Source organism: Fibrisoma limi BUZ 3, assembly GCF_000296815.2.
Taxonomy (GTDB): Bacteria; Bacteroidota; Bacteroidia; order Cytophagales; family Spirosomataceae; genus Fibrisoma; species Fibrisoma limi.
In genome coordinates this window covers 719,171-739,523 of record NZ_CAIT01000009.1, presented here as the reverse complement: position 1 = coordinate 739,523, position 20,353 = coordinate 719,171, and the positions used below count along the sequence as shown (strand labels likewise).

The window sequence follows — 20,353 nt, the reverse complement described above, 5'->3', positions numbered from 1 at the left end:
GTTAGAATGTCGCTGTTAGTTGCAAACGATAGGTACGTGGTATGGGTACATTGCCGAAGTCAACACCCCGGAGCAGATCGGAGTTGCCGCCTGCGTTGGTTTCGGGGTCGAATCCATTGTAGTTGTCCCACGAAATCAGGTTCCGGCCGATAAGCGAGATGTTCAGCCCGCTCAGCCCTTTGACAAAGCTGGGAAGCTGATAGCTCAGGGCTACTTCGCGCAGTTTGACAAACGAGCCGTCGTCGATCCGGAATTCTTCGATTGGGCCAATGGCAAAGATGTACCCACGGGTGAGCGTACCCCGCATTTCCTGCTCAGCCAGGGTACCAATACCTACGTTTTCACGCGTGCGTTTGTCGGCATTGAACACCTGGTTACCATACACCGCATCAAACAGGAAACGGAGCGAGGCCCGTTTGTACGTCAGTTCGCTGCTGATAGACCCGGTCCATTTCGGATTCGGGTTGCCGATCACTTTGCGTAGAACGGGTTTGCTTAAATCCGGCTGGTTGTCGGCATTACGACGAGGCACGTAGTACGTACCAGCCACTTCATACGAGCCCGCCGGTAGGCTGTTGATGTTGAGACCGGCTTCACTCAGTACCTGCTCAATGGGTTTGGTAGCCGTAGCGGTGTACGTATCACCCCGTTCCTGCTGCGGCAATCCCTGACGCGACAGCAGTAGATCCCCTGTCTCATAGTTCCGGGCGTAGAACGTACCGAAGAACTGACTGGCCGGCTGACCAACCAACTGGAATACCGGAGCCCCTGCTACGTTCGCCAGTTCAATGCGAGGGGAGGCCAGCGACAGCACCTTGTTGCGGTTCCGGTTGTAGATAAACGTCAGGTCCCACGTAAAATCTTTCGTTTTCACGGGTGTAATGCCTAGCAGGATTTCAACCCCGCGGTTTTCCATTTCACCAACGTTGTTAACAATACCCGTACCGCCCGTTGTAGGAGCCAGTACCCGGTTAACCGTCAAATCCCTGATTCGTTGGCTATACAGTGAAACGCCCAGATTGATTTTGTCCTGGAAGAACGACAGATCAACACCGCCTTCCAGTTCAGTCATGCGTTCGGGCCGAACGGCCGGGTTTGCTAACGTCTGGCTTGGGGTAATGGTGTTGCGGCCGAGATAGGCAATGGGCAGGAATTGATAGAACCGGTCGTTGGGGGTCAGCGCTGTCAGACCACCCGCATCGCCGTAGGAACCGCGTAGCTTAAGGCTGTTGAAAACGCTGTTAAACGAAGCGTTTTTCCAGAAACCAAGATCGGATACAACGAACGAACCGCTCACTTTTGGGTATAGCTGATTCGTCTCCGATGGCGAGAATACCGTTGAGCGGTCCTGCCGGATGGCGCCCGTCAGGAAAGCCAGATTGCGGTAACCTACCGTGGCCTGAATGAACTGACCGCTCAGGTTAAAGCGGCTGAGGCCGTACCCGGCCCGAACGGTTGTACTGGCGGCTCCACTAACGGTTTCAATAAACGGTGCCAGATTCTGCCCGTTCGACGAACTCAGGTCCTGCTGGTTGTACTGGTAGCTGAAGCCGGCAATGACTTTCAGATTGAGGGCTTCGGTCAGGTCGCGCTGATACGTAGCGTTCACGTCGGCGTTGAATTGCAGCACCGTATTGTTGGCCGTTGCTGCATAGCCAAACGGATAGCGTTCGAGCGGCAACTGCGCCTGGGCCTGATACGGGTACGGCCGAATGTAGCTGCGCCCCACCTGGCCATACGTATCAACCCCCAGGATGGCGTCGACACTAAGCCCCTTCAACGGCGTCAGGTTAAGTTGTACGTCGTTAATCGTCCGGCTGACCGCCTGCGTGAAGTTCATGTCCTCGATGGTCGAGAGGGGATTCACGCGCGTCGGCTCTACAGCCTGCAGATTACCGGCTGCATCGCGTTGGGTAATGTCGTAGATGTTGTTAGTGATATTGACGGAGTTGATGGGGCTGTAGAATACGTTGCCGTTGGCTTTCTCGTTAGCCAGGCTGTTCACGTAGCTCAACCCCACCGACAGTTTGGCCCAGTTGGTTAATCGCTGGTCGACACGCGCCCGAAGGTTATAGCGGGTGAAATCGGTGTTTCGAATAATACCCTGGTTTCTGAGATAACCGAACGAAACGTAGTACGTTGTGTTCTCACGGCCGCCCGATATGGAAAGCGTATTGTCGGTACCATACCCTGTGCGGAAAATCTGGTCAAAGTAGTTGTACCGGGTCACATCTACGAGATTGGTCGCCAACTGCGTTATTACTCCGTCGCGAGTAATGCCCACTGTCGTTACCCCCGGGTTAGCGGCAATCTGCGCCGGTGAGATGCCTGCAATAGGGTGAAGCCGTAGGCCGGCAAAACCAAACTGCTTGTTGTACGTACCAAGCGGCACACTCTTACGGAGCTCGTTGATATTGGCGCTGGCCGTGAACGTGATACGGGGTGCTCCGGTTTGGCCGCGTTTAGTCGTAATCAGTACAACGCCGTTGATGGCCCGCGAGCCGTAGATAGCCGCGGCAGCAGCGCCATTGATGACGTTGATGCTGGCAATGTCGGCCGGGTTGATGTCGGCCAGGCGGTTTGTACCGGCATTAGCAATACCGACCTGGTCCGATACGGCCAATTGCGATACGTTCTGGCTGTTGTTGCTGGCAATAACTCCATCGATGACATACAGCGGGTCCGAAGCGCCGGACAGCGACTTGATCCCCCGTAGCCGAACGGTGATGCCGCCGGCCGGGTCGCCGGAGTTCTGGGTAATCTGCGCCCCTGGTACCTTACCCTGGAGGGAGTTGAGCAGTCCGCCCGAACCCGATTGGACCAGGTCATTGCCGCGAATGGTGCTGATGGCGTTGCCAAGTTCGCGCCGGGTAGTGGTGATGGTAGAGCCAGTCACTACCACTTCGTCGAGGTTGGCCACGTCTTCGCGCAGGGTTACGTTTGTCGTTACGGTCTCCTGCGAACCGAGCGAAACGGATTGCGTGGTAGCGCCATAGCCGATGGAACTGAAGTTGAGCGTGTAGGTACCCGGGGCAACGCTGGGTGTAAATTGGTAATTGCCGTCAGCGTCGGAGGAGGTGCCGAGCGACGTACCCTGTAACTGGACCGTTACGCCGGGCACCGCCTGACCGTTTGCGTCAGTTACGCGGCCTCGTAAAGTAAAGCGCTGACTCTGCGCCATACTTTCGGCGCAGAACAGCAGAGCCAGACACAGCATCCAGACGGCACGGACGGTGGGTGGTTTAAGTAAACCATTGTGCATCATAGGTGTATAAAAATTGGTTAGTGTAATTCCAGCCAAAGACTGGTTGATGAAATATAGGAATAAAAAAACACGCCCGATTGAGTAGGAGCGTGTTTTTAGGATGGACGGTATTTTTTAAGGAGCGATTACCACAACTTGTCCGGGTATTTCCCGTCGTCGTGCAGGCGTTTCAATTCGGCCTGAACGGTGGGCTTATCTTCGGGATACGTAACGCCGAACCACTCCGACCGGCTGCGGAACACCTTGCAGTGGCCCGTGTTGGTCTGAATCAGGTTGGTCATGACGGTCGGGATGTAAAATTCGGCTTTCGGCGAGTCGATATTAGCGATGGCGTAGCTCTCAAACTGGCGCTGTACCAGCGGAAACACCGACGGCTTGAAGCCCCAGAAGTTCATTGATACGGGTGTGTCGGGCGAGATTGGTGTTAACCCTTCGGCTTCTTCGTACACGATCCGTCCATCTTTTTCGTAAATCTTGGTCCGCTCGATCACCGACGCCAGGTTGCCATTTTCCCCAACGGCACAAACGCCCCGCGATACGGAGCCGTTTTCCGATAAAGTCCGCTTCACTTCGTAGGCTACCATCGCATGTAGCTGATCGTCGGTATCATTCCGGAGGAAATTGCTGATCAGTTCGAACGCTTCCAGGCCGTAGAAATCGTCGGCGTTGATAACCGCAAACGGCGTGCTGACGTGGTCTTTGGCGCACAGCATGGCGTGGCCGGTTCCCCAGGGTTTGGTGCGGTTCACTTCGCCCAGTTCGGCCGGTACATAGGAGGTCAGGGCCTGGATGGCAAAATCCACCTCAATTTTTCCGTTCAGCTTTGGCAGAAAGATTTCCTCAAAATCGGCCCGAAGTTCTTCCCGGATGATGAAGACTACTTTGCCGAAACCCGCCCGAATGGCGTCGAAAAGTGAATAGTCAATGATGGTTTCGCCGTTCGGTCCAAACTGGTCGAGTTGCTTGATACCCCCGTAGCGGCTGCCCATGCCGGCGGCTAAAATCAGAAGCGTAGGTTTCATGAATCAGGTCAGTAAATCAATTGAGTGCTCAAAATTAGAGAAAACTTGATGCACGGCGACGTAAAGCTATCTGATCGGCCCCACAGCCATTAAATCACATTATTGGTAAAAATTTTCTCATAAATGTTCAATATTATAATTATTGTTTTTATAATTGTATGCCAAACAATAATTGTTAAAGCAACTAATTGCATTTCATCAATGAACCGACAGCCTTGTCAAAGTTGCGGCTTTGGCAAGGCCAGTTATTGTTGATTAGCTATGCCATTTTATCATTCACTTGGCCAGATACCACCCAAGCGGCACACGCAGTTCGAGAAGCCCGGGGGCAGCCGTAGCGACGGACCGTTTTACTATGAGCAACTGTTCGGGACCATCGGTTTCGACGGTATGTCGTCGCTGATGTACCACATTCACCGGCCCACGATGGTCCGGGAGGTACTGGAGAGCGTCGACATGACACCGAAACTGGCGGTGGAAAAAAATATGCTGGCGCGGAAGCTGGTGGGGTTCAATATTGCCCCTGCCGACGACTACCTGGAAAGTCGGGTGCCCCTGCTGATCAATAACGACCTGATTTTCGGGCTGGCCGCTCCCCGGCAATCGCTGACCGACTATTTCTACAAGAACGCCGACGCCGACGAGATGCTGTTCATTCACAAAGGCTCGGGTCGGCTCCGGACGCTGCTCGGAACCATTCCGTTCGAATACGGCGATTACCTCGTCATTCCCCGTGGCATGATCTACCAGATCGAGTTCGACACGACCGACAATAGACTACTGTACGTCGAATCGCACTCGCCGATTTACACGCCAAAGCGCTACCGAAATCATTTCGGGCAGTTACTGGAGCACGCGCCGTTCTGCGAACGCGACATCAAGCGCCCGCAGGATCTTGAAACGCACGACGAACTCGGTGATTTTCTGATGAAGATCAAGAAGCAGGGTTCGTTGCACTCACTGGTGTATGCCAGTCATCCGTTCGACGTAGTGGGCTGGGACGGGTACAACTTCCCGTACGGCTTCTCGATTTTCAACTTTGAGCCGATAACGGGCCGGGTTCACCAGCCACCACCGGTTCACCAGACGTTCCAGACGGATACGTTCGTGGTCTGTTCGTTTGTGCCACGGCTGTTCGATTACCATCCGAAGGCCATTCCGGCCCCGTATAACCACTCGAACATTGATTCCGACGAGGTGATTTATTACGTCGACGGTGATTTCATGTCGCGGAACGACATCGCGCAGGGCCATATTACGCTGCATCCGGGCGGTATTCCGCACGGCCCGGCTCCGGGGGCCATGGAGCGTAGCATTGGTAAGAAAGAAACGCAGGAGTACGCCGTTATGGTGGATACGTTCCGCCCGCTGATGGTGACTGAACAGGCAATGAAACTTGACGACGGCAAGTATTATAAATCCTGGCTAACGTAGAGACCGGTCCGCCGGTGCAGCAAAATATTGCCGCACCGGCGGACCGGTCTCTACAGCCTACAATAACATCAACAAATAACATGGAAGCAGTAGAAACCATAGAGCCTCAGGTAGCGGACTTCCTCCCGCTCAACGGCACAGACTACATCGAACTGTACGTGAGCAACGCCAAACAGGCGGCTCACTATTATCAAACCGCTTTCGGATTTCAGCCGCTGGCCCACGCCGGGCTGGAAACGGGTCTGCGCGACCGCGAATCGTACGTAGTGGTGCAGGATAAAATTCGGATCGTGCTGACGTCACCGCTGGTGGGCGGCACCGACATCGGCCGGCACATTGACCAGCACGGCGATGGAGTGCGGGTAGTAGCCCTCTGGGTCGACGATGCCACCAAAGCGTTTGAAGAAACAACCGGCCGGGGTGCGAAACCCTTCATGCAGCCTGCCCGCGTGGAAGACGAGGACGGGTACGTTGTGCGGTCGGGTATTCATACGTACGGCGATACGGTGCATATTTTCGTCGAGCGTAGTCACTACAACGGCGTGTTTCTGCCCGGTTTTAAAGCCTGGAATCCGCGTTACCGGCCGTCGGAAGTCGGGTTGAAGTACGTCGACCACATGGTCGGCAACGTCGGCTGGAATGAGATGAACCAGTGGGTTAACTTTTACGCCGACGTAATGGGCTTCAAACAGCTTATTTCGTTCGACGATAACGATATTTCGACGGATTACACGGCGCTGATGAGTAAGGTTATGAGCAACGGAAACGGCCGTATTAAATTCCCGATCAACGAGCCCGCCGAGGGCAAGAAGAGGTCGCAGGTGGAAGAATACCTGGATTTCTACGGTGGTTCGGGTATTCAGCACATTGCCGTAGCAACCGACAACATTGTGGAAACGGTGACCATGCTGCGCGACCGCGGGGTGGAGTTTCTGAAAGTGCCGGATGCGTACTACGACGATCTGAAGGAGCGCGTCGGTGAGATTGACGAGGAGATCGAAACGCTACGTCCGCTGGGTATCCTGGTCGACCGCGACGACGAAGGGTATCTGCTGCAACTGTTCAGCAAACCGGTTTGTCCTCGCCCGACGTTATTCTTTGAGATTATCCAGCGAAAAGGCGCGAAATCGTTTGGCAAAGGCAATTTCAAAGCGTTGTTCGAAGCCATCGAGCGTGAACAGGAACTGAGAGGAACGTTGTAAAAAAGGAGGAATGGGAGGAGAGGGAAGAAAGGGAGAAAAGGGAAGTGACGGCTCCCCTTCGTCCCTTTTCTCCCCTTCCTCCCTCTCCTCCCTCCCCTTTATGATCCAGAATTATTCAAAATACACCCCCGACGATCAGGCCGTTTGGAAGCTGCTTTTCGAACGGCAGATGGAGCGCTTGCCCGGCCGGGCCAGTCAGGCCTACATGGACGGGATTCTGGCCACGGGTTTTCCGAATGATAAGATCCCGAATTTTGAGCTTGACCTGAACCCACGGCTGCTGCCCCTGACGGGCTGGCGAGTTGTGGCGGTACCGGGCCTGATTGACAATCGGGAGTTTTTCGAGTTAATGGCGGATCGGCAGTTTCCGGCAACAACCTGGCTGCGTCGGCGCGATCAGTTGGACTACCTGCCCGAACCTGATATGTTCCACGATACGTTCGGGCACGTACCGGTGCTGACCAACCAGTCGTTCTGCGATTTTCTGGCGGCTCTGAGCCGTATCGCGCTCAAGTTTGTGGATCACGAAGAAGCAATCGAGATGATTTCCAGGCTTTACTGGTATACCGTCGAGTTCGGGCTGATCCGGGAAGCCAACGGGCTGCGTATCTACGGTGGCGGTATCCTGTCGTCGCCCGGCGAAACGGTTTATGCACTCGAAAGCGACGTACCACAGCGGATTCCGTACGACGTCGAAACGCTGTTAAAAACGCCGTATATCATCGATCGCTTTCAAGAACAATATTTTGTGATTGAGTCATACGAGCAACTTTTTTATTCCGTTTCCGAAATTGAGGAGCGATTAGAGGGCCTGTTAGTGAGTTAACTGTTACTTTTGGGGTTAAGCAATGCCTAACCTAACAAAACTCTAAAATGACACACCCTTCCGACCAGCGGGCTTACTTTTTCAAGATCGATACAACGATCAAGAAAATCCGCAATGCGCTTCAGAAGCAATTCAACGACGCCGGGTTTGACTTAACCGTCGACCAGTGGGTGGTGATCGATCATTTGTTCCGGAACCCCGGAATAAGCCAGAATACACTGGCCGAGATGACGACGAAAGATGCCCCAACCGTTACGCGTATCATCGATTTGTTGAGTCAGAAAGGCTTGGCCGAACGTCGAATGGCCGATAACGACCGCCGTAAATTCCTGCTGTATCTCACTACCGCCGGTGAACTGAAATACGGAGAAGCACTGCCTATCGTATCGGCCATGCGTCGGAAAGGGTGGGGTACCCTCAGCGAAGAAGACTATCAGCACTTTGTGCGGATTATGGATTCGATTTATACGAACGTTAGTGATTAAACTAAAAAGGAGGAGAGGAGGGAGGAAAGGGGTGCTGTTGAGTGTCCTTTCCTCCCTCCTCCTTTCCTTCTTCTTTTCCCCCTCATGTTTGGAATTTTTAGCTACGATATCGCCAGCCCACGCGTGGGTGTAAAACACCACGACCACATCCTTGACCTCGAGATTGTTGGGCTGCTCGGCTATTTCAACGAACTGGATGTTGATCCTGCCGTTTTTGCGAAGCCGGTCCTCAACGATTTCATTGAGCTGGGCAAACCCGTCTGGCAGGCTGTAGGTCGGCGCGTGAAGGAACTGCTGAGTAACGAACAGACCGCTTTTGAGGGCGTTCACGACCAGGTGTTAATCCACGAGTCGCGGGCTACAATGCACCTCCCGGTTCGGATTGGCGACTACACTGATTTTTACGCGGGCATTCACCATGCCGAAAACGTAGGGCGGATGTTTCGGCCGGATGGGGACCCACTGCTGCCGAACTACAGACACATGCCGGTGGCTTATCACGGCCGGTCGTCATCCATTGTGGTGTCGGGTACGCCGATTCGTTGGCCAAAAGGCCAGTTTCTGCAACAAGGAACGCCTGAATTTGGGTCCTCGCAGGCACTGGATTTTGAACTGGAGCTGGGATTGGTGATCGGACGTAATTCCAGATTAGGTGAGTCCGTAACGGTCGAGGAAGCCGAAGATTACATTTTCGGCGTAACGCTGTTTAACGACTGGTCGGCGCGGGATATTCAGCGCTGGGAATATCAGCCGCTGGGGCCATTTCTAGGTAAAAACTTTGGGTCGTCAATGTCGGCCTGGGTAGTGCCTTTCGACGACCTGGAGCCATTTCGGGTTGGTGGTCCGGTTCAGGAACCAACGCCGTTGCCGTATTTGCAGGCATCGTCGCCAGGGCATTTCGACCTGACGCTCGAGGTGATGCTGAACGACGTGGTCATTAGCCGGACCAATGCGCAATACCTCTACTGGAGTTTTGCCCAGATGGTTGCCCACCACACCGTCAACGGCTGCAACCTGAACGTCGGCGACGTACTGGCAACCGGTACCATTTCGGGCACGGAACCCGGTTCCTACGGCTCATTATTAGAACTGTCGTGGAATGGCGAACGACCGCTTGTTTTGCCCGGCCTGGACGAATCTGCTGACAGTAAACGTACGTTCCTGCAGGATGGCGATACGGTGGTGATACGCGGCATCTCAACGAAACATGGCCACACGGTCGAATTGGGTGAAGTAAAAGGTACAATTTTTTCATAACCGCAAAGACGCCAAGCCGTCGCAAAGACCGCAAATGATCGTAGCGTACTTGGCGATAGCTTGGCGTCTTTGCGGTTCAATAAAACATGAAAAGCATCAACCCACAGGACTTGTCGCAAGTCGAATTTTACCGGTACCTCATCGGCGCCATTGGCCCGCGGCCCATCGCGTTTGCCAGTACCCTTGACGCCCAGGGCCACGTGAATCTCAGCCCGTTCAGTTTTTTCAACGTATTCGGCTCAAATCCGCCAACGCTTGTTTTTGCGCCGAACATCAACCGGCATGGGCATAAGAAACATACACTGCTGAACCTGGAGGAAGTAGGTGAAGTGGTGATCAACGTCGTAAACTACGCCATGGTCGAGCAGATGTCGCTGGCCAGTGCCGAATACGAACGTGGCATCAACGAATTCGAAAAATCCGGTTTTACGCCCCTCCCGTCCGAGAAAGTTCGCCCGCCGAGGGTGGCCGAATCGCCCGCGTCGTTTGAGTGCATAGTGAAGCAGATCATTGAAACTGGCACTGGACCCGGCGCGGCTCACCTGATCGTTTGTGAAGTGGTAATGGGCCATTTTCACGACGATATTTTTAATGAGAAGGGATTGATCGATCCGCATAAGATTGATCTGATTGGCCGGATGGGGGCCGATTGGTACGCCCGGGCTCATGGCGATGCATTGTTCGAAGTAGGGCGGCCCCGACCGGGCGTTGGCGTTGACCGGATTCCTCCGGCTGTTCGCAACAGTAACATTCTGAGTGGGAATGATCTTGGAAAACTGGGCAGCGTGGAAAGCCTACCCACCGCCCATGAAGTAGCCACTTACCGGGCATCCGGCGTCCTGGACGAGCTGTTCGACGAAGCCCGCTACGGCTGCCAATACCTGCCTGATCTGCTGCATGTGCGCGCTAAAGAGTTGCTGAAGGCCGGAAAAACGCCGGAAGCCTGGCTGGTTCTGTTGCAAACGGAGGTCAATCAGAACAAGGTGGTACCGTAGAAATATGAATAAAATAGTTGCCCTAATCTGGCAACTTTTGTAGTTTTTGGGCAGTTCAATCCTGCCCAGATATGATAACCCCCGAAACCTTTTTAGAAACCTACAAACCCGAAGTCCGTGATATAGCCCTGAAAATCCGTGAGTTAGTACGCGCCGTACTGCCCGACGCCCACGAATCCGTTCAGACAGGTTATCGGACCATTACGTATGGCACCGGCCCGCGGATGTCGGACGAGATCTGCTATATTGCCCCGCTTTCGTCGAGCGTCAACCTCGGTTTTCACTACGGTACGCAGCTCCCCGATCCAAATGGGTTACTTCGGGGGACAGGCCGGCTGCTTCGGCACATCAAGTTTGACGCTGCCGACCAGGTGGACAATCCCGCCGTACGAGTTTTGCTCCAGGCGGCCAAAACACACGGCAAGTTTTAGCCATTGCCGACTACCCGGCTTCCAAACAACCGCCCAACGACCGGGGTTATAGTTCCAAACGTATTGGCATGAAAAAGACAATAATATACGTTGCCCTAGCCGGTCTGCTGACATCGTACGGTTGTTCGAGCGATACCAAAACCGCGGCCGAAAAGGCAAACGAGAAGAAGATCGACAGCCAGTCGGGCGCAATCAGCGATGATGCGAAAGCCGACGCGAAAGAAGTGGCCAAGGCCATGGTGGAACTGACCAGCATGGGAATGACCGAACTGGAGATGAGTCGGCTGGCGGTGCAGAACGCAGCCAACCCGCAGGTGAAAGGGTATGCGCTGCAGGTTATGACGAAGCACCAGCAGGACGAACGGGAACTTCGTAACCTGGCCTCTCAACTGACGCTGACACTACCCGCCGGTTTGTCGGACGATGGGAAAGACCGGCTGGAAGACCTTAAGAAACAGACCGGTACGGCGTTCGATCTGGAGTATCTGAAGGAAATGGCGGATGTAAACGATCAGGCAGCCGATATCGCTGAGGATCTGGAAGACAACGCCCCCAACGACGCAGTAAAAAAACTGGCAGAGAAACTCCTCGCCGACGATCGTTCTCATCGCGACCAGGCGAAGCAGTTGCGGAATGTATTGGATTAAGCGAAGAAAAGGAGGGGACGAAGGGGAGGAAAAGGAATTTTGCCGCGTCAGCTCCCCTTTATCCCTTTCGTCCTCCTCCCTTTCCTTAATATCCCCTTGCCGTATTATCAGCCCGTGGATCGGAGGCTCCTTCGTACGAACCATCCGGGCGAATAAGGATGCAGTCCATCCGGCCGAGCGTATTGGTCAGTTTCTCAAGGACGTAGCCGCGGTTCTGCAACGCCTGAATGGTTGCTTCGGAGAACGCGCCGTTTTCAAAGATTGTCTTGTCGGGGAGCCACTGGTGGTGAAATTTCAGGGCGTTGACGGCCTGTTGCATCGTCATGCCGTGTTCGATTACGTTCAGAATCGTCTGGTATACCGACGTAATGATGGTTGACCCGCCCGGCGTACCGACGACCATGTACAGCTTTCCGTCTTTTTCCAGAATGGTTGGGGTCATCGACGACAGCATCCGTTTGTTGGGCGCAATGGCGTTGGCCTGGTTGCCAATCAGCCCGAACATATTCGGTACGCCCGGCTTGATACTGAAATCGTCCATTTCGTTGTTCATGAAAAAGCCGGCCCCACCGATGACCACCCGGCTGCCGTAGCCGCCGTTGAGGGTCGTGGTGATCGATACGGCGTTTCCGTCTTTATCAACGATGGAAAAATGGGTGGTTTCCAGGCTTTCGTAGCCGGGGATAGCACCCCCTTTTATGGCCTTGCTGTCTGTAGCATGCGCGAAACTAAAGTCAGCCCAACGGCTGCGCAGGTACTCAGGGCTGATGAGCTGTTCTACGGGTACTTTAACAAAGTCCGGATCGCCGAGGAATTTGGCCCGGTCGGCATACACGCGTCGTTCGGCTTCGATCATGACCTGGACGGTCGAGTCGCGGTTCCAGCCCCAGCGCCGAAGCGGATACGGCTCCGTCAGGCGCATGAGTTGTACCAGCGCTACGCCCCCGCTGGAGGTGGGCGGCATAGTCAGCACGGTGTAGTTTTTATACGTTGCCCGAATGGGGTCGCGCCAGGCAGCGTGGTAATTTTTCAGATCGTCTTCCGTAATCAGTCCGCCACCCCGCTTCATCTCCTCAGCCAGCAGCCGCGCCGTTTCACCTTCGTAAAAGCCAGCCCGGCCCTGCGCCTGGATGCGTTTTAAGGTAGCCGCGAGGTCAGTCTGGATCAGCAGTTCTCCTTTGTGCCAGCTTGTGGTGTCGGTAGGGGTTGCGCTTTTCAGAAAATAGGTTTTGCCGGGGTTAATACGTAGCAGATCAGCTTTAATACGGTTCAGGCCGGTGGCATCGCGCTCGGTCAGGGCAAAACCTTTCTCGGCCAGATCGACGGCTGGTTGCAACACCTGCGCCCATGAAAGTTTGCCGAATCGCTGGTGGGCCTGCACCATCCCATCGACAGAACCGGGTACGCCACTCGCCAGGTGACCCAATATGCTCAGATTTGGAATGACGTTTTTGGCCGAATCGAGGTACATGTCTTTGCTGGCCTGACCCGGTGCTTTTTCGCGGTAATCGAGGGTGAACGTCTGCCCGGCCTGGTCGCGGTAGACCATAAAACCGCCCCCGCCAATGTTGCCGGCAGCCGGATAAACCACCGCCAGTGCAAACTGGACCGCCACGGCCGCATCGACCGCGTTACCGCCCGCTTTCAGGATGTTCAGCCCAACCTGCGAGGCTTCCGGGTGAGCCGACGCAACCATGCCGTTCCGTCCGATAACCCCCTGCCGGTCGGAGTAAAAAGGCTTGACGAGCGGGTCTTCGTTGGTGTATTGATAAACGCCCTGGCTTTCGCGGATGGTTGCAGAGCGGGTCGGCGTTTTGGTCCGGCACCCGAAGAGTAAAAGAAAGAAAAAGCAATAAACGATAATTCGTTGCATACTATGTTGGGCTACGTAAGAGCTGTCGACCGTAAGATGAGGGAAGACGAAATCAGATTTTAACGTAAATTGGAACTGGCTACTGGTTAGGTTTTGAATCCACTAAGCTACGCGATTCTGCCATACGTACTTATTTTTTAACTAACTGGTTGTTGTAGCGTCTAGCGAAAGAATGTATTGCCAACGCTAAGATACCTGCCATCCATCCTTCCATATTGGCTTTCTGTCCGAAAGAATATGGACTGAAACGAATAAAGCATTTTTTTTGTCATGTGGCTGTACCACGCGTCGTTCAGTCAGTAAAAAAGTTCAGATGAGATTGCTCCGACAAGTTCTGGAAAGTTTTCGGTTTGCCTGGCAGGCACTCCGATCCAACCTGCTCCGTACGACGCTCTCATTGCTGGGCGTAACGGTCGGTATCTTTGCCATTATCGCCGTTTTTACGCTGGTCGATTCGCTGGAACGCAACATCCGGGGCAGCCTGAATTTTCTGGGCAGCAACGTAATCTACGTACAAAAGTGGCCGTTCGAATTCAGCGGTGAGTACCGTTGGTGGAAGTATTTTCAGTGGCCCGAGCCCACCTACAAAGACTACCGGGCGCTGGCCGAACGGCTGGAAAATGCGCGGGCGGTGGCGGCCATGAGCGGTCGGGATGGCATTACGGTCAAACGGGCCAACAGCAGTATTTCCGCCCGAATCCTCGGCGTAACCTACGAATACAACCAGACCAGCGAAGTCGCCGTTGAGCAGGGCCGTTACTTCACCCCGCAGGAGCAGGAGGGAGCCCGTAACGTAGTCATCATTGGGTACGAGATTGGCGAGACCCTGTTCCCCGGCCAGGATCCAATTGGGCAGACGGTCAAGATTGGCGGACTGAACTTTGTGGTCATCGGGGTTCAGGAAAAGCGGGGAACCGGTCTGGTCGAATTCAGCCGGATTCCACCCGATCGCCGGTGTATCATTCCCTACGGTACATACGCCAAACTGTTCCAGTCGTTTAACCCAAGCATCACCATCGTTGTCAAAGGCTACGAGCAGGACGAAGGGCTGCAGGATCTGGAAGGCGAAATACGGGGGCTGATGCGATCCCGGCGAAGCCTGAAACCAGCTCAGGATGACAATTTTGCCATTAACCGCCCGGAAGCCATTGTGAAAGCGATCGGCGGCATCTTCGCGGTACTCTCGCTGGCAGGATGGGTCATTGGCAGCTTCTCTATTCTGGTTGGCGGCTTTGGTATTGCCAACATCATGTTTGTGTCCGTGAAGGAGCGCACCAACATCATTGGCATCCAGAAATCGCTCGGGGCCAAGAATTACTTTATCCTGTTTCAGTTCCTGTTTGAGGCTGTGCTGCTGAGCCTGGTTGGCGGACTGGTCGGCATCTTCCTGGTGTATCTGCTGTCGTTTGTGCAGTTAGGTAGCCTGGATATTCAACTGTCAATCGGCAATATTATGCTGGGCCTGGGCGTATCGAGCATCATCGGCGTAATCTCCGGGATACTCCCGGCGTTCACGGCCGCCCGAATGGACCCGGTAATTGCCATTCGGGCAAAGTGAGGCACTAACGGGAACACTCCGGAGACATACGTAGCCAACAAATCGGCCCGTTCGCGGTTTATCCTGGCGAACATCAACGCATTTTTTGTTCATTTGTGCGTTCCATTCCGCAAACAAACTAACTGATTCCATGCGAGGGTTATTATATTTCCTACTGTTCCTGCTTGTCGTTTTTGGTGTTTTATACGTAATGACCGGCTGGAGCTACAGCGATGGCGAACGCGCCGGTACGGTCTCAAAATTCAGCCGTCGTGGCTATGTCTTTAAAACGTACGAAGGCGTATTGAACGTTGGCGGCTTTTCGGGCGAGACTGGTTCGCTGACTCCCCAGTACTTCGACTTTTCTGTCAAGGATGAAGCCGTGGCCAAGCAGATCACCGACGCTGTTCGGACAGGGCAGCGCGTCACACTGCATTACGAAGAGAAATTGTTTCGGCTACCCTGGAACGGCGATACCAAGTACTACATTACATCAGTCGATATCATTGGGCCAGGGCAACGGCCGTATGGTGATGCAACCGGTGTGCCGGGGTATCAGCAGGGGTACCCACAGCAGCAACCTCAACAGCAACCCCAGGGGTATCCGCAACAGCAGCCGCAAAACCCTACTCAACAGCCAGCACCGGCCATACCGGATTCGGCCATCTGACGTAGTGTAGCTCTCACTTGATCGACTGCCACAATCGGTTCAGTTCCGGCTTCTCAACGCGCTGGTAGGGTGTTCGCTCTACCAGCGTTTTTGTTGCCTCAATACGTGCCGCCGTTTGTGGGTGCGACCGCAGTATCGACGGGACCACATCGCCTTCGGTCGGCAAATGCGCCATTAGCCAGGTTGTTCCCCGGGGATCAATGCCCGACCGGGCTAGTTCGGCGACCGCAAACGCATCGGCCTCGGATTCGTGCTGACGGGAATAGGAGAGGGACAGCAATTTGTCGGCATTGTCGATCAGGACAGCCGAAATTCCACTGATATCACCGAACAACAAGGACACACTACCCCAGGTCAGCACGCTGCGGATCAATTGCTGTAACGTATGCCGCTGCTCGATATGGGCGGTTTCGTGGGCCAATAGGGCGGCCAGCTCTTCGTGGTGCTGCATTCGCTCAAAAATACCCGAATACACAACAACCTGGCCTCCGGGTATGGCAAACGCATTGACCTCCTTGCTCTGTACGACCGCAATCCGAATTGGAAACCGGGTCGGGATACCCGCGGCCCGCCAGTACTGGTTGATGGCTTCGCTTCGGCTGGAATCAACGGCAAAACTGTTCGTTCGGAACAGGTTCTCGCTCATGACGTTTCCCAGCGATACTTCCTGCTCAATCGGAACCAGCCGGGCCGCCCGTAATGATAAAAAGGGAAGGGCGTAGGCGTAGATCAGCCAACCCGTTACGGCCAGGAAACCGCCCACGACGAGCAGCCACATAAACACCCGGCTCATCATAAACGCATAGAGCGCAACGCCGGGCCGTATGGGTTTCGGTTGTAAAGCGCCTTGTTGCATAAAGGCCCCGTAAGCCGATGCCGGGATGTCGAGGTACTGGTGTGGAAACGGCCCGAATTGCAGACGGGTGTGCCCGGTAGGACTCCAGTCAGCCAGTCGGGTGGCGCTGACCGGCCAGTCGACTATCCGCTCCGTTCCGGTTTCGTCGGTGTAGCGAATGGTGATGAGCTGGTCGGTACGCCGGACGTGAGCCGGATGCGCCTGTGATACGCGCCCGGCGTAGAGTCTTGCCTCAATTTCCATTGGGGTATTACGTCAAAGTTTGACCGGCAGCCCCGTCCGCGTCGATTCATAGATCGCAGAGAACAGTTCTACCACGCGCCGACCATCTTCGCCGGTAACCAGCGGAGGCCGGTTGTTCCGGATGGCGTCGCAGAAATCGGCGAGTTGCAGCGAAAAGAAGTACGTCGACGCATCGACTTGGTTAAACGATTCCGTATCCTCGGCTTTGAATTGGTCCAGCAGATTTTCTTCACCCGGTACGGTCCACAGATCATTGATGGGTGGTTCCAGAATCGACGACATACCGGCAATGAACATGGCTCCTCCATCGGGCTGAACGCCTACCGTAGCGCCGTTTTCGCCGTGAATATGCACCTTGCCGTAGATGCCCGGCTTCTGGCTGTTGCTCACCAGAATATTGCCAATGGCCCCACTTTTGAACTTGACGATAGCCAGTGCCGTATCATCGACCTCAATGTAAGGGTGGTTCAAGTTCCGCCAGAGGCCGTACACTTCTTCGGCTTCGCCCATGTACCACAGCAGTAGATCCAGTTGGTGGGGTGCCTGATTGACAAGTACACCGCCCCCTTCGCCGGCCCAGTTGCCGCGCCACGGATCGCTCTTGTAATAGGCTTCATCCCGCCAGCCCAGCATCTGAACCGTACCGAGTACGGGTTTGCCGATCTTGCCCGTATCAATGGCCTCTCGAACCCGCAGCGAAGGTGCATAGAACCGCCGTTGGCTGATCGTGCCGAGTTGCCGCCCATTACGTCGGGAAGCTTCCAGCATCGCATCGCAATCGGCCAGTGACGACGCCAGCGGCTTCTCGACCAGTACGTGAGCCCCCGCGTCGAAGGCCGCAACGGTCGGTTCGCGGTGGGCGGGGTGCGGGGTGCAGACAACGCAAACGTCCACGTTTTCGCGATCGACCATATCATAAATATCGCTGTACGCCCGGATGTTATACTGATTGGCGAAATCTTCGGCTTTCTGGTACGTCCGGCCGTAGACGGCGACAAGTTTGGTATCGGGTGTTTGTAAAACCGCTTTGGCGTGCAGGTGGGCAACTTTACCAGGGCCGATGAGGGCAATGCGAAGGGAAGTAGGCATAGGAGTTAATGGTACGTATTCCAACGAAATGAGTCATTCGCGGATCTTCTACTCAAAATCGGGCGAAAGTTATGAAACATTGGCTCATGGGACTAGGGATACTAATCGCCCTGGCCGGATGCCACCAGCCGGTTGAGCCGGAGGTGTCGAACGATCTGCTGTATCGGACGTGGCAACTGACGCAAATCGACAATACAGATGGCCGGACGGTAGCTGTATCAAATTCGGAATGGGCTATCGTTACGTTTCGGCCAAACGGTATGATTCTTTACGGTGCTAATGGCCGGTATGCGGCTTGTTGCTCGCCGAATCGGTTCAAACGTAAGGATAACGTACTGGACTTCGTCGACGTAAAATCAGTTCCGGTGCCGGAGGTTGATAATAGAGAAGAGTGTACTTTGGTTGACTGCCAGTTGCAGGGAGACTTCTGGGAGATTGTAACATTAACTGAAGATAGCCTGGTGTTGAAAACCCCTTATTTGGGTAACTACGTCTATAAACCTTATCCGTAAGATGAAACTATTTTACTTGTTATCAACCGTAGCTTTTCTGCTTTCAGCATGTCAGAAAGATCAGGCTATCGGGCCGGATAACTTACTGTATCAACGCTGGAATATGTATCAAACGAAGCGGATTGGAGATAATGCCTGGATGGTGTACGATTTGGATGCTTTCTACGATACAGAGTACCGCCCGGATGGTACACTTGTTTATCGCCAGAATGGACAGGTAATTAATCCTTGTTGTCTCCCTAGCAAGTTTCGGAAGGCGGATAATCTCTTACGGTATTCGGAACGGAATCCTTGTAATTATGTCCTGTGTGCTCAGCCAAATAGCGCAACCATTACAAAGTTAAGCAACTCCCTGTTAGAGCTTAACGATGGAGTACGTATCACGCAATATCGCCCCGTTCAATAGCGGCAGGAATTAGGACAAATACCATGAAATAGCGCTTAAATCGTTATCTTGTGCTGTTGTACCATTTCTGATTTATGAAATTTACCTCAGCTCATACAGTACGCTTTCTGCAACTGCTCTTCAGCCTAACACTACTAACCGGACTAACCTACGCCCAACGTAGTGCCATACCTGCCGACAACCGGGCAGCCATCCGCGAGGCCGACATCAAGCGGGACCTGTTCGCCATTGCGGGCGATCACTTCCGGGGCCGCGAAGCCGGAACGCTCGATGAGCTAAAAGCCTCGGTCTGGATCGCCGAACAGATGCGGGCCATGGGCCTTGAACCCGCCGGCGACGATGGGACGTACTTCCAGTTTTTTCATATTCAGCGCACACGCATTACTGAAACCAGCCGACTCAGCATTGGTAACCATAAGCTGACACACGGTCAGGATGCGTTTATTCTGGCACCGGCCATTGCTTCGGTCGATGCGCCGTTGGTATTTGTGGGGCAGGGCACTCCCGAAGACCTGGCCAAAGTGGACATTAAGGGCAAAGCTGTGGCGCTGGAGTTTTCTGGAACGGCCCCGGCCGAGCTGAGCTATCGGCGCTTTCTGTTCGGTACCATGACACGCCGGGCCAACGAGCTCATTAAGGCCGGTGCGCTGGCCGTAATCTGGGTGTCGAACAAAGATGCTCAATTCTACTTCGAGCGGTGGACAACCGGGCTGGAACGCGGACGCTATGACCTGCCCGGTGGGCCGAATACACGGGTGTTTTCGCAGGCTCCTACGGTCTGGCTACCGGCCGATGTCCTGGACTGGATCAAACAGCCCGGCCAACAGTTCACGAACGTAGTCAATGTCGAAAGCTTCAATTATCCGTCGGTTAATATCGTCGGCAAAATTCCCGGTACAGACCCTAAATTGAAAAACGAATATGTCCTGTTCAGTACGCACCAGGACCACGACGGCGTTCGTCGGGCCGTAGCGGGCGATTCTATCTGGAACGGGGCCGACGACAACGGCACCGGTTGCGCGGCTGTGCTGGCCATTGGCCGGGCATTTGCGCAAAAACCCGCAAAACGGTCGGCGCTGATTGTTTTCCACGGAGCCGAAGAGCGTGGCTTGCTTGGGTCGCGCTATTATTCGGCAAACCCGACGGTGCCGCGGGAATCCATTGTGGCTGTGCTCAACGGTGAAATGATGGGCCGTAACGCCCCCGACAGTGCTGCTTTGCTAGGCTCTCAGCCTCCACATCTAAATTCGGTTGCGCTGGTTAACAGTGCGTTGGCGGCTAATCAGAGTTTAACTAAATTCAAACTTGATACGCTCTGGGACAGAGCCGACCATCCGGAGGGCTGGTATTTCCGAAGCGATCATCTGCCCTACGCCCGGCTCAACATTCCGGCCATCTGTTTTACGTCGTTGCTCCACCCCGACTACCATACGCCAAAGGACGAGCCCGAACGAATCAACATCCAGAAATTAACGAACATGACTCGCTGGATGTACTTAACCGGCTGGACCGTTGCCAACCGTGCCGAGCGGCCAGATTTGGTGAAGGATTTTAAATTGGAGCGGTAAGCTGTAAACCTCATTGCCGATGCATAGACCAGCGA

Annotated in this window: 17 protein-coding genes; 12 read left to right on the top strand and 5 right to left on the bottom strand. The window is 54.3% G+C overall.

Translation table 11 applies throughout. The features are described from left to right. Window position 1: 1 nt before the first annotated feature. Together BN8_RS22645 and BN8_RS22640 are read right to left on the bottom strand one after the other, a co-directional pair. The gene (locus BN8_RS22645; protein WP_009284274.1) at window positions 2-3,265 is read right to left on the bottom strand and encodes a SusC/RagA family TonB-linked outer membrane protein; all 3,264 of its coding nucleotides are present in this window, start codon (window positions 3,263-3,265) and stop codon (window positions 2-4) included. Between the two features lie 125 nt (window positions 3,266-3,390). After that, window positions 3,391-4,287: a nucleotidyltransferase family protein gene (locus tag BN8_RS22640; protein ID WP_009284273.1), complete on the bottom strand. Its 897-nt coding sequence runs from the start codon at window positions 4,285-4,287 to the stop codon at window positions 3,391-3,393. Window positions 4,288-4,548: 261 nt separating this feature from the next. On the opposite strand from BN8_RS22640, the gene BN8_RS22635 reads away from it, so the two are divergent. The 8 genes from BN8_RS22635 (at window position 4,549) to BN8_RS22600 (ending at window position 11,564) form a co-directional block, all read left to right on the top strand. Beyond that, the gene (locus tag BN8_RS22635; RefSeq protein WP_009284272.1) at window positions 4,549-5,721 is read left to right on the top strand and encodes a homogentisate 1,2-dioxygenase; all 1,173 of its coding nucleotides are present in this window, start codon (window positions 4,549-4,551) and stop codon (window positions 5,719-5,721) included. An 80-nt stretch (window positions 5,722-5,801) separates the two neighbouring features. After that, a complete protein-coding gene (gene hppD, locus BN8_RS22630) occupies window positions 5,802-6,923 on the top strand; it encodes a 4-hydroxyphenylpyruvate dioxygenase (RefSeq protein ID WP_009284271.1) in 1,122 nt (373 codons plus the stop codon). Window positions 6,924-6,933: 10 nt separating this feature from the next. Further along, window positions 6,934-7,749: a phenylalanine 4-monooxygenase gene (gene phhA / locus BN8_RS22625; protein ID WP_374755535.1), complete on the top strand. Its 816-nt coding sequence runs from the start codon at window positions 6,934-6,936 to the stop codon at window positions 7,747-7,749. 47 nt (window positions 7,750-7,796) lie between these two features. Further along, window positions 7,797-8,234, top strand: a complete 438-nt coding sequence (locus tag BN8_RS22620; RefSeq protein ID WP_009284269.1) for a MarR family winged helix-turn-helix transcriptional regulator — start codon at window positions 7,797-7,799, stop codon at window positions 8,232-8,234. An 84-nt stretch (window positions 8,235-8,318) separates the two neighbouring features. Further along, a complete protein-coding gene (gene fahA, locus BN8_RS22615) occupies window positions 8,319-9,491 on the top strand; it encodes a fumarylacetoacetase (RefSeq protein ID WP_009284268.1) in 1,173 nt (390 codons plus the stop codon). A gap of 86 nt (window positions 9,492-9,577) precedes the next feature. Further along, a complete protein-coding gene (locus tag BN8_RS22610) occupies window positions 9,578-10,486 on the top strand; it encodes a flavin reductase family protein (RefSeq protein ID WP_009284267.1) in 909 nt (302 codons plus the stop codon). 71 nt (window positions 10,487-10,557) lie between these two features. Further along, entirely contained in the window at window positions 10,558-10,917 is a 360-nt protein-coding gene (locus BN8_RS32000; protein WP_009284266.1) for a DUF1801 domain-containing protein, read from the top strand. A 68-nt stretch (window positions 10,918-10,985) separates the two neighbouring features. Further along, complete coding sequence (locus tag BN8_RS22600; RefSeq protein WP_009284265.1) at window positions 10,986-11,564, top strand: DUF4142 domain-containing protein; 579 nt, start codon at window positions 10,986-10,988, stop codon at window positions 11,562-11,564. A gap of 85 nt (window positions 11,565-11,649) precedes the next feature. Here BN8_RS22600 and ggt read toward each other — a convergent pair whose 3' ends face one another. Beyond that, on the bottom strand, window positions 11,650-13,437 hold the full coding sequence (gene ggt, locus BN8_RS22595; RefSeq protein ID WP_009284264.1) for a gamma-glutamyltransferase: 1,788 nt from the start codon (window positions 13,435-13,437) through the stop codon (window positions 11,650-11,652). A 313-nt stretch (window positions 13,438-13,750) separates the two neighbouring features. On the opposite strand from ggt, the gene BN8_RS22590 reads away from it, so the two are divergent. Both BN8_RS22590 and BN8_RS22585 read left to right on the top strand, forming a co-directional pair. Further along, window positions 13,751-14,995: an ABC transporter permease gene (locus tag BN8_RS22590; protein ID WP_009284263.1), complete on the top strand. Its 1,245-nt coding sequence runs from the start codon at window positions 13,751-13,753 to the stop codon at window positions 14,993-14,995. A 130-nt stretch (window positions 14,996-15,125) separates the two neighbouring features. Further along, entirely contained in the window at window positions 15,126-15,644 is a 519-nt protein-coding gene (locus BN8_RS22585) for a DUF8785 domain-containing protein (protein WP_040006449.1), read from the top strand. 13 nt (window positions 15,645-15,657) lie between these two features. On the opposite strand, the gene BN8_RS22580 is transcribed toward BN8_RS22585, so the two are convergent. Together BN8_RS22580 and BN8_RS22575 are read right to left on the bottom strand one after the other, a co-directional pair. Then, window positions 15,658-16,743, bottom strand: coding sequence for a M48 family metallopeptidase (locus BN8_RS22580; protein ID WP_009284261.1), 1,086 nt, complete (start codon window positions 16,741-16,743; stop codon window positions 15,658-15,660). A gap of 12 nt (window positions 16,744-16,755) precedes the next feature. Next, entirely contained in the window at window positions 16,756-17,832 is a 1,077-nt protein-coding gene (locus BN8_RS22575; RefSeq protein ID WP_009284260.1) for a Gfo/Idh/MocA family protein, read from the bottom strand. Between the two features lie 71 nt (window positions 17,833-17,903). Between BN8_RS22575 and BN8_RS22570 the strand changes: the two genes are divergently transcribed. Together BN8_RS22570 and BN8_RS22560 are read left to right on the top strand one after the other, a co-directional pair. Further along, complete coding sequence (locus BN8_RS22570) at window positions 17,904-18,344, top strand: hypothetical protein (protein WP_009284259.1); 441 nt, start codon at window positions 17,904-17,906, stop codon at window positions 18,342-18,344. A 480-nt stretch (window positions 18,345-18,824) separates the two neighbouring features. Next, window positions 18,825-20,318 (top strand): M28 family peptidase, encoded by a 1,494-nt coding sequence (locus BN8_RS22560; protein WP_009284257.1) that lies wholly within the window; start codon window positions 18,825-18,827, stop codon window positions 20,316-20,318. Window positions 20,319-20,353 lie beyond the last annotated feature (35 nt).

Coding starts and splice junctions, on each gene's coding strand:
- phhA (WP_374755535.1), top strand. CDS start 6,934: ATGGGAGGAGAGGGAAGAAAGGGAGAAAAGGGAAGTGACGGCTCCCCT.
- BN8_RS22640 (WP_009284273.1), bottom strand. CDS start 4,287: ATGAAACCTACGCTTCTGATTTTAGCCGCCGGCATGGGCAGCCGCTAC.
- BN8_RS22575 (WP_009284260.1), bottom strand. CDS start 17,832: ATGCCTACTTCCCTTCGCATTGCCCTCATCGGCCCTGGTAAAGTTGCC.
- fahA (WP_009284268.1), top strand. CDS start 8,319: ATGTTTGGAATTTTTAGCTACGATATCGCCAGCCCACGCGTGGGTGTA.
- ggt (WP_009284264.1), bottom strand. CDS start 13,437: ATGCAACGAATTATCGTTTATTGCTTTTTCTTTCTTTTACTCTTCGGG.
- BN8_RS32000 (WP_009284266.1), top strand. CDS start 10,558: ATGATAACCCCCGAAACCTTTTTAGAAACCTACAAACCCGAAGTCCGT.
- hppD (WP_009284271.1), top strand. CDS start 5,802: ATGGAAGCAGTAGAAACCATAGAGCCTCAGGTAGCGGACTTCCTCCCG.
- BN8_RS22635 (WP_009284272.1), top strand. CDS start 4,549: ATGCCATTTTATCATTCACTTGGCCAGATACCACCCAAGCGGCACACG.
- BN8_RS22560 (WP_009284257.1), top strand. CDS start 18,825: ATGAAATTTACCTCAGCTCATACAGTACGCTTTCTGCAACTGCTCTTC.
- BN8_RS22645 (WP_009284274.1), bottom strand. CDS start 3,265: ATGATGCACAATGGTTTACTTAAACCACCCACCGTCCGTGCCGTCTGG.
- BN8_RS22590 (WP_009284263.1), top strand. CDS start 13,751: ATGAGATTGCTCCGACAAGTTCTGGAAAGTTTTCGGTTTGCCTGGCAG.
- BN8_RS22580 (WP_009284261.1), bottom strand. CDS start 16,743: ATGGAAATTGAGGCAAGACTCTACGCCGGGCGCGTATCACAGGCGCAT.
- BN8_RS22585 (WP_040006449.1), top strand. CDS start 15,126: ATGCGAGGGTTATTATATTTCCTACTGTTCCTGCTTGTCGTTTTTGGT.
- BN8_RS22610 (WP_009284267.1), top strand. CDS start 9,578: ATGAAAAGCATCAACCCACAGGACTTGTCGCAAGTCGAATTTTACCGG.
- BN8_RS22600 (WP_009284265.1), top strand. CDS start 10,986: ATGAAAAAGACAATAATATACGTTGCCCTAGCCGGTCTGCTGACATCG.
- BN8_RS22620 (WP_009284269.1), top strand. CDS start 7,797: ATGACACACCCTTCCGACCAGCGGGCTTACTTTTTCAAGATCGATACA.
- BN8_RS22570 (WP_009284259.1), top strand. CDS start 17,904: ATGAAACATTGGCTCATGGGACTAGGGATACTAATCGCCCTGGCCGGA.